Source organism: Thermogemmatispora sp. (assembly GCF_019683755.1).
Taxonomy (GTDB): Bacteria; Chloroflexota; Ktedonobacteria; order Ktedonobacterales; family Ktedonobacteraceae; genus Thermogemmatispora.
The window spans coordinates 1-13,915 of record NZ_JADGHT010000097.1 but is presented as its reverse complement, the minus strand read 5'-3'; the positions used below and the strand labels follow the sequence as shown (position 1 = coordinate 13,915).

Annotated in this window: 12 protein-coding genes and 1 tRNA gene; 7 read left to right on the top strand and 6 right to left on the bottom strand. The window is 58.3% G+C overall.

The features are described 5' to 3' along the window. Positions 1-243, top strand: a 243-nt coding sequence (locus IRZ24_RS08790) for a hypothetical protein (protein WP_297162677.1), incomplete at its 5' end; no start/stop codon positions are given. A 143-nt stretch (positions 244-386) separates the two neighbouring features. On the opposite strand, the gene IRZ24_RS08785 is transcribed toward IRZ24_RS08790, so the two are convergent. After that, a complete protein-coding gene (locus IRZ24_RS08785; protein ID WP_297162675.1) occupies positions 387-1,733 on the bottom strand; it encodes a hypothetical protein in 1,347 nt (448 codons plus the stop codon). A gap of 340 nt (positions 1,734-2,073) precedes the next feature. On the opposite strand from IRZ24_RS08785, the gene IRZ24_RS08780 reads away from it, so the two are divergent. From IRZ24_RS08780 to IRZ24_RS08755, 6 genes are all read left to right on the top strand, one after another. Then, complete coding sequence (locus tag IRZ24_RS08780) at positions 2,074-2,331, top strand: hypothetical protein (protein ID WP_297162672.1); 258 nt, start codon at positions 2,074-2,076, stop codon at positions 2,329-2,331. A 43-nt stretch (positions 2,332-2,374) separates the two neighbouring features. Then, complete coding sequence (locus tag IRZ24_RS08775; RefSeq protein ID WP_297162670.1) at positions 2,375-3,247, top strand: SDR family NAD(P)-dependent oxidoreductase; 873 nt, start codon at positions 2,375-2,377, stop codon at positions 3,245-3,247. A gap of 285 nt (positions 3,248-3,532) precedes the next feature. After that, complete coding sequence (locus IRZ24_RS08770; protein ID WP_297162666.1) at positions 3,533-4,441, top strand: proline dehydrogenase family protein; 909 nt, start codon at positions 3,533-3,535, stop codon at positions 4,439-4,441. Positions 4,442-4,508: 67 nt separating this feature from the next. After that, complete coding sequence (locus tag IRZ24_RS08765) at positions 4,509-5,384, top strand: C40 family peptidase (RefSeq protein WP_297162664.1); 876 nt, start codon at positions 4,509-4,511, stop codon at positions 5,382-5,384. A 274-nt stretch (positions 5,385-5,658) separates the two neighbouring features. Next, positions 5,659-5,731 (top strand) — tRNA-Arg (locus IRZ24_RS08760). Positions 5,732-6,139: 408 nt separating this feature from the next. Then, positions 6,140-7,414, top strand: a complete 1,275-nt coding sequence (locus IRZ24_RS08755) for a pitrilysin family protein (RefSeq protein ID WP_297162661.1) — start codon at positions 6,140-6,142, stop codon at positions 7,412-7,414. A 208-nt stretch (positions 7,415-7,622) separates the two neighbouring features. Here IRZ24_RS08755 and IRZ24_RS08750 read toward each other — a convergent pair whose 3' ends face one another. From IRZ24_RS08750 to ctaD, 5 genes are all read right to left on the bottom strand, one after another. After that, a complete protein-coding gene (locus IRZ24_RS08750) occupies positions 7,623-9,455 on the bottom strand; it encodes an ATP-binding protein (protein WP_297162658.1) in 1,833 nt (610 codons plus the stop codon). A 295-nt stretch (positions 9,456-9,750) separates the two neighbouring features. Further along, on the bottom strand, positions 9,751-10,176 hold the full coding sequence (locus IRZ24_RS08745; RefSeq protein WP_297162655.1) for a hypothetical protein: 426 nt from the start codon (positions 10,174-10,176) through the stop codon (positions 9,751-9,753). Between the two features lie 366 nt (positions 10,177-10,542). Then, positions 10,543-11,160, bottom strand: a complete 618-nt coding sequence (locus tag IRZ24_RS08740; RefSeq protein WP_297162651.1) for a cytochrome c oxidase subunit 3 — start codon at positions 11,158-11,160, stop codon at positions 10,543-10,545. 222 nt (positions 11,161-11,382) lie between these two features. After that, positions 11,383-11,742: a cytochrome c oxidase subunit 4 gene (locus IRZ24_RS08735; RefSeq protein ID WP_297162648.1), complete on the bottom strand. Its 360-nt coding sequence runs from the start codon at positions 11,740-11,742 to the stop codon at positions 11,383-11,385. A gap of 191 nt (positions 11,743-11,933) precedes the next feature. Next, on the bottom strand, positions 11,934-13,619 hold the full coding sequence (ctaD, locus tag IRZ24_RS08730; protein WP_297162645.1) for a cytochrome c oxidase subunit I: 1,686 nt from the start codon (positions 13,617-13,619) through the stop codon (positions 11,934-11,936). Between the last annotated feature and the right edge of the window lie 296 nt (positions 13,620-13,915).

Below are 13,915 nucleotides of genomic sequence, written 5' to 3'. Positions count from 1 at the left end.
CACGATGTCCCAGTTTACTGTGGTCTCTGGAAATTCGCGAATTGCCACGGTAACGGTCTCTGTGGCACGGACCGCGTAGCAGTCTACCCTGCCAGCAACACGAACGAACTGACCTTTATGGAAAAGTTCTGGCTGCGCAACGATCTCAAGAAGAACCCGAATTTGCGCCTGGCCTGCCAGGTGCGTGTCTATGGAGACGTGAATGTCGAGACGTTGTGCAAGAGGCGCGAGGAGGAAGCCTAACGTTCAGCAGAGGTAGAGAAGGAGCGGGGCAGCTTATGCGTTCCTGGCCGCCCTTGTCTCCTTTCTCCTTTTTTTGGGTCCGGGCAGCTTGCTAGCCTGCCTATCCAAACCCTAGGTGCTGCGCACTGCCCTCTCACATCTTGCTAGGGACGGACTACAAAGTAGAGACGGATAGCGAGTTGAGGCGGCTTTCCTGTATCGTTCCAGTAGAGTTCGACCATCCCTTCAAGGGGTTGAGTGAAGCGCATCATAGAGACGCCGGTCCACGAACCCCCTTTAGGGTCGGGGGTGTTTTTCGAGAGCACCTGATAGAGTAGGCCATTGGTATACCACTTCACCGTGACCGTACCAGCTTTTTTAGCGTGGACGCTGTAGGTCAGGTAGATGGTTTGACCTGGCTTAAAGACCTGGCTAGGCTGGAGAGCAATGCCTGTCTTGGGGTCAACGCTGGGCGCAGTGGTGGCTGAGCTAATGACTCCATAGGCCGGACCACTTTCACTCGGCTTGGGATCAGGCAGATTAGGTATTGGCGTGGCTTGCAAGTTGGGGGGGGTCATACCCACAAGCTGCCCAAGGAAGGCCAGCTTACCAGTCACCTTGGCATAATAGGCCGCGCCGCTGCAGAGCAATAGCATGACAATCACAAAGCTGAGAAAACCGCTAATCGCACGATAGCGAGGAATGACAGGCCTCGGCTTCGTGTACATTGGCGGAATATAGAGCGCCTCTTCCTCAGTAGGAATGCCAGCAATGGGGGGACCTGGCACCTGCTGGCTCAGCGGCAGCAGCGCACCAGTGCTGACCCCCTGGGCCTGTGGAATAAGGATTAGCGACTGGGTGGAGGGATTGGCCGGGTCCTGATAAAGCACCGGCAGCATAGCCATCGTCTGCTGACCCTGTCCCTGGCCTTGGGCCTGCTGCAGATTGTGGAAACCAGTCTGTTGACCCTGGCCATTGTTGCTCTCGCCGAGAGGGGCTGCAGGAAACTGCTGCTGGCCCGCTGGAAAAGGTTCCTGCGGTACTGCTTCGCTGGCCCCTGACTGCCCTGATTGGCCCTGGCTCCAAAAAGGCATGGTGGAGGTGCCTGGGCTACTCAGACCCGCGTAGCTAAAGCCAGGACTGCTCAGCGCTGGATAGCTGACGTCTGAGCCTGGGATAGCACTGGCGCCCGAATAATTGACCCCCGAGCCTAAGCCCCCCATAGGATTCACCTCCGGCTGCCCTGCCTGGCCCGCCTGCTGATGGAGCTGATAGCTCGACGGTGATTGTGCCTGCCACTCTGTCCCTGTGCCAGATCCAGAGGGGGCCGCAAAGGAGGACCCAAGCGGTGGCATAGCGACTGTCGTCTGACCACTGCCTGGGGAGAAGATGCCGCTACCAGCGCTGCCGCTGACACCATTGGCTGGCCAGGCCGACGCTGGCCCGCCGCAATAGGGACAGGGACCTTCACCCTCCGGTCGGTACGTATTACAGTGGACACAGAGCATCATCACAATCACCTTCGCTATTTACCGGAAGTTATTTATCGAGCTTTGATCTCCTTTCTGACAGTAGCATTGTTGCCTGATGCGGTCAAGAGTGCGCGGGTGCTTTAGGGCAAAATGGCTATCTCCAACGTATACAAATTTATTTCACAGTGTATCTTGAAGAGTGCAGTGAGCCCTACCCGTCTTCCCTTGCACCCTTCAAGGCTGCCATGATAGCATTATGGTGATGAGGCAAGGCAAGGCCAACTGAGGCCGCTTTACCAGACGTTGGCAGCCTTGCTGGCAGTGCCTCTATCGCATACAGCTCGTTGGTCTTGATCTGACTGCCTGCTAAGTAGTGCCTATGGCAGAATCACAGGAGCGATGGTATCAGCGCCAGGCCATTGAGCATTTGGCGCAGCATATTCCTTTTGAGCAAGATGTTGCCTCAAAGGCGGAGCAGATCGAGATGCTACGCGGCCTAGTGCTGCGTCATGGCCGCGAAATGGACCCCGAGCAGTTCGGCTTTGAGGCTCGCTGCGAGCTGATTCGTCTGGGGCTGTGGGATCGCATTGGGCCCGGTCCGCAGCCCGAGTCGCTGGATGGCGACGAGCTATTTTGATGTCTGGTTCCAGCACGCAGCAGAGAGAGGAGCAGAGAGCGCTATGAGTACGACGGCAGGGAATGCGACCATTGTGATTACTGGCTGCTCTAGCGGTTTCGGGCGCATCACGGCCCTGCATTTGGCGCAGCGTGGCTGGCAGGTCTTTGCCACGGTGCGGCGCGAGGTCGACGCGGAGCAACTGGTGGCAGAGGCCAAGACATTGGGAATCGATGGCCGTTTGATCCCTGTGCAATGTGATATTACGGATGCTGCCCAGGTAAAGGCGCTGGGCGAGCGCGTGGCCTCGGCCACGCCTCGACTGACCGCGCTGTTAAACAACGCTGGTACGGCCTTTGCCGGTCCTCTGGAGCTAATTGACCTCGATGATCTGCGTGCGCAGTTTGAGGTCAATACGATTGCTCATATCGGAGTAACGCAGGCACTGTTACCCCTCTTGAAGGAGGCACGTGGGACAATTATCAACGTGAGCAGTGTCAATGGCCGTATTCCGCTGCCGGCCCTTGGTCCTTATGGCGCAAGTAAGTTTGCCTTAGAGGCGCTGAGCGACAGCTTGCGCATCGAGCTGGCCCCGTTTGGTGTGCGGGTAGTCGTCATTGAGCCGACCTCTAGTCCAACGGGTATCTGGCGCACCAGCTTGGAGCGGGCACGCAGTAAGTTAGAGCAGTATCGTGGCCAGGACAGTCCTTATGAACGTTTGCTGACAGTGATGGAAAAGAGCGCGATGCACCTAGCTGCCGGTAAAGGAGGGTTTCCGCCGGAGCTGTTTGCGCAGACAGTCGAGAAGATCCTTCGCAGCTCTCGCCCGCGCACACGCTACGCCGTTCCCTCTAGCATGGCCTGGGCGATGCGTCTGCGCTACTGGTTGCCTGACCGCTTTTGGGACTGGCAGATTCGGCGGTCGCTACGCTGGTAGCTGTGCGGCGGCGCACAGCGCTCGGGCAGGCCGGCTAGAGCTATGGACGCTTGGTCACCCTCTCATGCGCCGCTCACAAGGCTGCTCCTTGCTTGGGCTTGGTTGTTAATTGAGGCCGCCGGCATGGGTGAGCGCAGAGCTGCTCTGGTGCTTGCTTGCGAGCGAGCTAAGGGGACCAGAGCGGTTATTTTTGTGCTATCATAGGGGGCAGGAAAGCTTGACAGACGAGCTTATGCTGAGGCTTCTCCATATTCTGCATCTTGTCACTGGTTACAGGGGGCGCTGATGCTCAGAGATACACTGCTGTATCTGTCGCAGCATGATGGGCTGCGTAACTTTGCGCTGTCGAATCGTGCGGCGCGCAATTTCTCCCACCGCTTCGTGGCTGGCGAGCAGTTAAGCGATTGTATCGCGGTAACGCGCGCGCTCAATCAGCGAGGGCTGAGTGTGGCTTTGGATCACCTGGGGGAGAATGTGACAGATGAGCGCGAGGCGCGGGCGGCGACGGAGGATTATGTCCGCGCTCTGGAGTGCATCAAGGCGAGCGGCCTGGATGCGAATATCTCGATCAAGCTGACGGCCCTAGGCCTGGATATTGCTCAGGAGCTGTGCGAGGAGAATCTGCGTCGTCTCTTGCAGGAGGCCACTCGCCTGGGTATCTTTGTCTGTATCGATATGGAAAGCTCGGCTTATACCGAGCGGACGATCAATTTGACGCTGCGTCTGCATCGCGAGTTTGAGCAGGTCGGGACGGTGATCCAGGCCTATCTCTATCGCAGCAAGGATGATTTGGAGCGCTTACTGCAAGCAGGGATCCGGGTTCGCCTGGTGAAGGGAGCCTATAAGGAGCCGCCGAGTCTGGCTTTTCCCGAGAAGGCGGAGGTCGATGCAAATTATGTGCGCTTGATGGGGATGCTGCTGGCACGGGGGAATTTCCCCGCCATTGCCACGCACGATGAGGCGATGATTACGGCGGCCTGTCGCTTTGCGCGCGATCATGGCATTAGCCGCGATGCATTTGAGTTTCAGATGCTTTATGGTATCCGGCGCGATCTACAGGAGCGACTGGCGCATGAGGGCTATCACGTGCGGGTCTATGTGCCCTATGGTTCGCAGTGGTACCCATATCTGATGCGCCGCCTGGCAGAGCGCCCGGCGAATTTGATGTTTGTGCTGAGCAACCTCTGGCGTTGAGCGCTCTAGCGGGTTGGGCATCTGTGCCCGGTGCATTCTTTATCAAGGCAGTGAGGAGTGAGCGCTGATGCAGACAAAGCTGGTGGTGACGGTGCCGGTGGCGGATGTGAGGCGGGAGCCAGACGCAACTTCGGAGCTGGTAACGCAGGCACTCTTGAATCGCGAGGTCCTGGTGGATCGGGAGCAGGGCGAGTGGCTGCATGGCCAGCTCTCCGACTATAGCGGCTGGCTACGCAGCTCCGATCTGGAGGAGCCAATTGTGACGGGCTTCTGTCGAGTCAGCGAGAGCTGTGGAACGGCTCTGCCGCTGGTGGCGGTAGTCCAGAGGCCGCGGACGCAGCTTTTTGCAGCGGCTGAGGGCGATGAGTCGCTGGGACCGGTCTATTTGGCAACGGTGCTGCCAGTGACCGATCTGCGCTTTGCATCGCGGGTGGAGGTGGCCTTGCCAGGTGAACGCCGGGCCTGGCTGGAGCGCCAGGCGGTAGCGCTCCGTCTGGCGCATGAGGCTTTTCCACGTCGTCCGCTGACGGTGGCTCTGGACTACGCACGCGCGCTGCTGGGAGCGCCCTACCTCTGGGGCGGGACAACCTGCGAGGGGATCGATTGCAGTGGCCTGGTGCAGCTATGTTACCGGATGGCGGGTTATGTCTTGCCGCGCGATGCGGATCAGCAGTATGCTTCTCTGAGGCACTCAGTGCCGCTGGCGGAGCTGCGCGCTGGAGACTTGCTCTTCTTTGGGCACGAGCGGATTACGCATGTGGCGCTGGCGCTGGATGAACGGCGCTTTGTCCACGCGGAAGGGGTGGAGTACAACCGCGTAGTGATCAATAGTCTGCAGCTAGGCGACGAGAGTTATAATGAGCGGCTGGCAAGTGCTGTCTGGGGAGTGAAGCGTGTGGTGACAATGAGCGAGGGCGAAGAGGGACCTCCCAACCCGTCCTAAGCGAGCGAGCCTGCTGCTCACTTAATCATTCCACGCTCATCTACCATCGCCGTTCGTGCCTGCTGGAAGGCCTGTTTCTCCTGGGAACGCCTCCATCCGGCAGGCACAGCCCAGACAGAACGCCAAGTAAGGCAGTCGCGAACGCCAGTCCTTTTTCTGAAAACAAAGTCAGCCGCAGTAGTTATCACCGAGTGTCCCAAAAAGCGGAGATCTTACGGCTTCATCTTCTCCCTCTTGCCCCCATCAGACGAGGGCGCTATAATATATAGGCGATGCCGACGTAGCTCAAAGGATAGAGCAAGCGCGTCCTAAGCGTTAGGTTGGGGGTTCGAGTCCCTCCGTCGGCGTTTGCATTTTGTAAGCCCCAGCTCAATGGATGATTTGCGTTGACGAGCGGTGCGCAGCCGCAGCTTTGCCTCAGTCGTGACAGGCACCTCATCCAGTGGTCCCGGCACGAGATAGACCTTTACCAGTCGCCGGGCGCCAGACCCCAACCATCTCAGCTTTCCAGCAGCCACGGCGTTGTACGGCTCTGCCGCTTCGCTCCCCAGGAACCAGGCTTGAATGCATTCAACTCGAGGCGGGGGAATCACTTTGTGCTATCATCGCTCGCCTTGGCACTGATCCCGCCGCGGGAGACAGGGGTCAGCTCCGCCCGAGCGCCCAGTCTCCCTATTTGACAGTTGCTCTTGGCAGGGGCTATCATGCTAGAAAAAAGGACATATGAGGCCTCTATTCACGCGGAGGAAGAGAGCATGACAGACTCCATTACCGTCGGTCGGGACATCTTCCACACCCATCGTCTCAGCAACGGTCTGCAGATCGTGGCTCAAAGTATGCCCGACTTTGAATCGGTCTCCATCGCCTACTACGTGCGCACCGGCTCGCGTGATGAATATGATCCCGCCATCGAGGGCGTCTCACACTTTCTCGAACACATGGTTTTCAAAGGAACCCAGCACCTCGATTGGCAGCAGATTACCCTTGAATTCAACAAAATCGGCGCTGAGCTAAACGCCTTCACCTCACACGAGGCCACCATGTACTTTGCGCGCGTCCTCAGCGAATACAGCGAGCGGGCCCTTGAACTTCTCAGCGACATGATGTATCCGCGCCTCTCCGAAAGTGACTTCGAAACCGAAAAAGAAGTCATCATCAACGAAATTGCCCGCTCTGAAGACCAGCCCTACAACCTGGCCTTTCGCCGCCTGGCCCAAACTTATTTCAACGGCCATCCGCTCGGGCACGACGTCCTTGGTTCGCGCGAAAGCATTCGCAACATGCGCATCGACCAAATGCGCGACTACTGGCAGCGCCGCTACGGCGCCAATAACATGATCTTGGCTGTCGCCGGTAACTTCGACTGGGAGCGCTTCGTCACACGCGCCGAACAGCTTTGCAACGACTGGCGTACCGGAGAGAGCGGGCGCGAGCTTCGGCCTTTCGAACCGGCCCAATCGATCAATAACGTCATCGTCGATCCGCGCCTCAAACAGCAAATCATCCTCTTGGCTATGCCCTGCGTCGGCATCCAGGACCCCGACTACTATGCCGCAGCTCTGGGGGGAAGCATCCTCGGCGACACCGACGGCTCGCGCATCTACTGGAACATCCATCAGAAAGGCCTGGCCGAATCGGCCAGCGCCGGCATTTGGGCTCTCGAAGATACGGGCATGCTCCTGCTCGAAGCCAACTCCACCCCCGAAGAGGCTCCGCGCGTCTTGAGCCTCCTGCGTGCCGAGCTTGATAGTCTTCTCGAAGACGGCGTCCATGAGGACGAACTGCGCCGTGCCAAAGACAAATGGATCAGCAGCATCGTCCTCAGTAGCGAATCCACCTTCACGCGCATGCGCACTCTGGCCTCTGACTGGGCCACCGAAGGTCGGCTGATCAGCATCGATGAGGAAATCGAGCGCGTCGAGCGCGTCACCGCAGATGACATCATGCGCACCCTGCGGCGCTTCCCCCTGCGAGAAAAACAAGTCCTGGTCGCGCTCGGTCCCCTGAACGAAGAGCAGCTTCTCAGCTAAGCAGAGCGGAGAGGGGGCGTGCAGCCCTCACAGCCAGCCAGTAAGCCAGCTCGCCAGGTGATCCGATCATAGTGCTCAGTCATCCTTACGCAGACCCGCCTCGCTGCCGTGAAACAGGCCCTGAGTAAGAAAGGAGGAACGAAAGGGAGGAGAGGAAAGCTCATCAGACCATGACAAGTTAATCAGATGAGGCAGGAGCGCATTAGGCTTAGTAGGGGAGCCGGGCCAGCTTATAGCCCACATCCGGTACTGTGAGAATATAGCGCGGATGGCGCGGGTCCGGCTCAATCTTGCGTCGCAGGCGGCTAATGTAGACCCAGACAAAATCAATCTCGCGATTGTACTCCGGTCCCCACACCTTTTCCAGCAGCAGCTCATGGGTCATCACCATACCGGCATGCTGAGCCAACGTCGTGAGCAAGCGATACTCTGTACGGCTCAACTGCACCGGCTGGCCAGCCATAAAGACCTGATGCTGAGCATAATCGATTACCAGATCGCCTGTCCGGAAGATCGGCTGATGCCTGCGCTCTGATTCCTCGGGACTGCGCCGCCGCAAGCGGCAACGCACCCGCGCCAGCAACTCCCGCAAGTTGAAAGGCTTATAGACCAAATCATCTGCCCCGGCATCAAGAAGGCGCACCCCTTCCTCGTCATGGCCTGAAGGACAAAGAGCAATCACCGGTATCTCCGAAAACTCCCGCAGGCGACGTAGCAGCTCCAGCGCAGGAATATCGGCCAGATTGGCCAACAAGATCAGGTCAGGTATCTGCAAATCAAGCAAGCGGAAGAACTGAGCACTATGTGACACCACCTGCACCTGACAGCCCAGCTCCTCCAAGTGAGCGCGCAGATAGCGAGCAATACGCGCATCCTGCTCAGCCAGCAAGACCGAAGCCAGGCGCTCGCGGCGCAGTGTCACCGCCGTCTGGGCTGGTACACTGCCCGTAGCTGGGGCCGGTTCCCCAGTGGCGGTTACAGCAGGCAAATCGCCAGTGGCCTGCAGCGGCAACGTAAACGAGAAGGTCGCTCCCTGGCCTGGACCAGGCGAATCGGCCCAAATGCGTCCCCCATGCGCCTCAATTGTCGCCCGTGCCACCGCTAACCCCAAACCGCTGCCTTCTTCCTCACTCTCGGCCTCCTCACGGGGCAGACGGTAGAAACGCTGAAAGATATGCTCCAGATGCTCCCGCGGAATCCCAATGCCCTGATCAGCAATACTTACACGCAGCTCCGTTCCTTCCACCTCCACCTCAAGACGAATCGTTCCACCACCTGGCGAATAGCGGACAGCATTATCCAGCAAATGATTGAGCACTTGCTCTATGCGCAAGGGATCACACGAGACGGGAGGCAAAGCAGGCGGCACGCGGAGAATAAAGCGATGACCAGGCGCCGAGCGCTCGCGCTGTTCCACCAGGCGCCGCAGCAACTCCTCAAACTGCACCTGCGCCAGACGCAGCGTCTGCGTTCCACTATCGAGCCGCCACACATCCAACAGCGTATTCAGAATCTCATGCAAGCGGTCAGCCTGGGCATCGATCATCTCCAGCATCTCGCGCTGGACCGCCGGGTCCCAGCGTCGCGACGAGCCAAGCAGGGTCGTTGCGCAGCCCTTAATAATGGCCAGCGGCGTCTTTAACTCATGAGCCGCCAAAGCCAGAGCCTCTGAACGAGCCTGAGCGGCCTCGCGCTCTAGCGTAATATCATCCAGCAGGAGGCCCCGTCCGAGCAAGCGGCCAGCATCCCCATAGACAGGGAAACTCTGCACGCGCAACCAGCGGATAGCCGCATCAAGCAAAGCCAGATCGGTTGATGCCTCCTGCTCAGGATGTTCCCAGAGACGATCTAACTCCTCGCGCGCCCGCAGAGGATCAGCAGCTCGTGCCAACAAACGTGCGCGGACATCCACCGCCGTCCCGACAGTCAGCTCACTCTCCTGACACCCGAGTAAGGCGTAAGCCCGACTATTGGCGCAGGCCAGCCGCTCACGCTGGTTCAAGAGCAAAAAGCCACTGCGAAGATTCTCAGCAACAGCCATCAGAATTGCCTGGGCGTTCGGAGGCATCATCGCAGAGGCAACCGACGCCGAGGGGAGAGAGGCCTCTGAAGCCGTGCAGGAGGGGAAAGCTAGACACTCCTCAGAGCGACGATCAGCGCTGTCCGTGTCCGTCCCCTCTCTGGCGGCGCGCTCCATGAAACGAATACCTTTCCGCATTGCTGTAATGATCGATGAGTACTCATGAATATTCTAGCAAGGCGGTCAAGGTTCGAGGCGGCATGACCGCATGAGAGGATAGAGCCAGATCCTAAAGCACTGATCCGAGAGAAGAAGATTAGTGCAGACTGGCCAGGCCCACAATCAGCAGAAGATGCAACAGCATACCAATGATCAGAGTCCACGCAATAAACATGATTGCGCGATGATCATGGACAAAACGCCGGACAGGGGGAGCCGGCGAAGCAGAAGCCGGGCGGCGCTCAGCAGCGACCAAGCCTAGCGCGATACGCAGACGCAGGGGTGAGCGCACCGGCGAGCGGCTCATCTCAGCGAGCAGCGCACGATAGCAATCGCGACACAACACCCATGACTGGCGCGGCTCAGGTACACCTTCAGGCTCTGTAACCGCAATGGCCTCGAGCGCGATGCGTTGCGTGCAGACCGAGCAATTGCGGACTAGACGTTTGCGCGCCCGTGATGACTGCGTACCCTCACCGATGCTATGTGAAGACAAGCTGCCACTGTGCTTAACCTCTCCCATGAGTGGCGATTCCTTTCCAAAGCTCGCCGGTCCAATTAGCATTCCCCTGGCGATCACAGAGCGATCACCGGCTGGGACTCCTTGCCCCACGTTTCTAATTGTATCACACCATCGGAAGGGTTACCGATTATCACCAAAGCAAGGAGAGGAAGAGCGTCCTGTCGATCGCAGGCCAGCATCGACGGAGCGCTCTTCCTCTCCAAAAAACTCTTCTCCTTCTCACCGCTGAATCAGAGGGTAAGTCTTCACGCTCCCTCGATCCAGGTTAGAGGGCTGGCCCAGGGCCAGATACAGAGAGCAGGCCAAGTCCAAGCCGGCAAGCGACCTAACAGTGGCCCTTACGACCAGCACCTTTGAAGCCCTCATCTAGCCTCGCAAGAGCGGAAGGAGATAGACAATGCTAAAGACAAAGACCCAGACCGCATCAACAAAGTGCCAGTACATCTCTCCGGCCTGAAAAGCGAAATGCCTCTCTTTCGTAAAGTGACCGTTCAGGGCCCGCACAAAGACAATCAGGAGAAAGATCAGACCGACGGTCACATGCAGGCCATGAAAGCCTGTCAGCGTAAAGAAGGCCGAGCCGAAGAGCTGGCTTTGAGGAGTAAAGCCCTCATGGATCAGAGAGCTATACTCGTAGACCTGGCCGCCCAAGAAAATAGCGCCCATCACAATTGTCGCCAGCAGGCCCCAAATCAAGCGCTGCTGATTCCCTTTCTCGATACCCCTGGCGGCGATATAGTGGATTGGCGCACTACTGCCCAACAGAATAATCGTATTGATGAGCGGATACCAGATCTCAGTAGGCAGGCGCCAGCCGTGGCCACCCTGGCGAATCTCCAAATAGAGATAGGCGGCGATCAGGTTGGCGAAAATCAGCGCCTCTGAGGCAATGAAGAACATCATGCCCCACCAGCCGACGCTACGCCCACCTTCCTCATGCACCTGCTCCAGAGCAGGTATCCCCTCGCGATAGGCAACACTCATACCCCGAAATTCTCCTGACAGTTCTCTCTCCAAGAAGCTAGACAGAGTCGACCTTGCCAGTCAGCAGCCTCTCTCGGCTCGGGAGAGCAGCCCCAGCCAGCAAGATCGCCAGAGGCCAGGCGGAGGAATCGAATCACGGCACGCCCCCACCGGACCATCCAGCAGCAAACATAGAGCCACACCAGGCAGCAGAAGAATCTCCCTCTTATCGCGCCTCCCTGGCTAGTAGCGCTCCAGGCCCCAACCAACGATAGCCACCACGATTAGTGCAGCTCCCAGGAGCAAGACAGCGGGGTGGGTTACCACTCCCAGGCAAGCCAGTGCAATAGCCAGAGCGAGCACAAAGGGCCAGAGACTGGGATGAGGTCCACGCGGTCCTTTTGAGCGCGACGACTGTCCAGCGGCCTCTCTCTTTTCTGTCGCCGTGCTCTGGCTCTCCTGCTTCGGCGGGCCGGCAGCAATGGCACCATTCCTGGCTGCGGCTCCCCTGTCACCATCTACCGCGTCTTGCCCCTGTGGTTTCTCTTCTCCCCGTGGCCCCTCGATGGGGGGCCTATCCTTCTGCTCTTCCTCGTTAATCACAGTACGCCTCACTCGTGGGGCAGCCAGACTAGCTTATCCACAGATAGCCCTGACCTCCTTGTGGACTGCGCCGGCCCTGCTCTCCCATTCACATCGGGGCACCGGGACCAGACTAAGCACCCGAGGTTCAGAAAGGAGCAGAGACGCGGCGCACCCCACAGGGAGACAGCCTTCTTCGGCCTACCAGGTCATCAATGGACAGCCACTTTCCAGTCCGCCGTCTCCGGATTCTTCTTATCGTAGAACGGGCGGCGGCTGCGCACCACCGGGATCGTCTTAAAGTTGTATGGCTCCGGCGGAGAAGTCGTATCCCACTCCAGCGTGAATGCATCCCAGGGATCATTACCCGCGGGCTGACCCTGGCGCAGACTTGTCACAAAATTGAAGAGGAAGACCAGGATCGCGGCCGCGATAATGAAGGCACCCACTGTCTCCAGCAGGTTCAACTCATTCCAGCCCAGATCGGGAGCATAGGTATAGATGCGGCGCGGCATCCCGAGCAGGCCCAGGATGTGCATCGGGAAGAAGGTCACATTCACCCCGATCAACATCAGCCAGAACTGGATCTGGCCCAGGCGCTCATTCAAGAGCTTACCGGTCATCTTCGGGAACCAGTAGAAGATTGCCGCAAAGATGGCAAAGACCGCTCCGCCGAAGAGCACATAGTGCAGGTGGGCGATCACAAAGTAGCTGTCGGTCACCTGATAGTCGAAGGGCACGATCGCCAGCGCCACCCCGTTGAGGCCTCCGATCAGGAACATCGCCACGAAGCCAAGGGCGAAAAGCATCGGAGTCTTAAACGAGAGCTTGCCGCCGTAGATCGTCGCCAACCAGTTGAAGATCTTGACCGCTGTTGGGATGGCGATCAACGTCGTGCTTGTGGCAAAGAAGGCCTGAGCAACCACTGGCAGGCCCACAGCGAACATATGGTGCGCCCAAACCGTAAAGCTCAGGAACCCGATAGCCACCCCCGACCAGGCGACAAAGGTATAACCAAAGATCGGCTTGCGTGAGAAGACCGGCAGTACCTCCGACACAATACCGAAAGCCGGCAAGATCAGGATGTAGACCTCGGGATGACCAAAGGACCAGAAGAGGTGCTGCCACAGCAGCGGATCACCATTGAAGGCCACCTGATAGAAGTGGGTTCCCAAATGGCGATCGAGCAAGAGCAGGCCCGCAGCGGCGGTCAGGCTGGGCAGCGCAAAGAGCAGCAGGAACGACGTCACCAGCGTCATCCAGACAAAGAGCGGCATCCGGTTAATCGTCATACCAGGGGCACGCAGCTTAAAGATAGTCACCACAAAGTTCAGCGCGCCCGCAATCGAGGAGATACCCAGCAACAGAACGCCAAGGGCCCAAAAATCCATGTTGATCGAGGGCGTGGCCGGGATACAATTTACTCCCTGGACGCCGCACTCGGTCAACGGCGGATAAGCGAACCAGCCACCATCTGGCGCTGCATGGAACAGGAAACTTGACTGCAGGAAGAGGCCACCAAAGAGCACAATCCAGTAGCCGAAGGCATTGAGGCGCGGGAAGGCCATATCGCGCGCCCCGATCATTAGCGGCACGACATAGTTACCGAGACCAGTGAACATCGGCATCACGAAGAGGAAAATCATCGTGGTGCCGTGCATGGTAAAGATCTCGTTATAGGTCTGGGGATCGAGCACCTTGCCGTCCGGCAGCGCCAACTGAGTACGGATCAGCAACGCCTCCAACCCGCCGACCACGAAGAAAAAGAAGGCCGTGACCATGTACATGATCCCGATCTTCTTATGATCGGTGGTCGTCAGCCACTGGCCAACATATGTCTCGCTAAAGCGCTTCTGTCGGACCAGAGCAGGACGCTCAACAATCGTACTGGTTGCCATGGAAAATCCTCCGAATATCCAATCAGCCCCTTCAGACAAACCGGGGAGGCTCGCCCGCCTCCTTGGTCTCCTCGTCTCAGCACAGGCTTAGCGGCTACAGCCCGGCAGGCAGGGCCACCGTCCAGTCAGGCTCAGATACAACAACCACCGCCTGATCGATGGCCTGACTGCCTTCTTTCTCCACTTGCTTGTCAGCCAGAAGACCTATCGTGCCAATTCCTAATATATTATGTTTTACTTTAGGCTTTCCAGATAGGCCACCAGGTCATTGATCTCGGACTGAGACAATCCGAGAT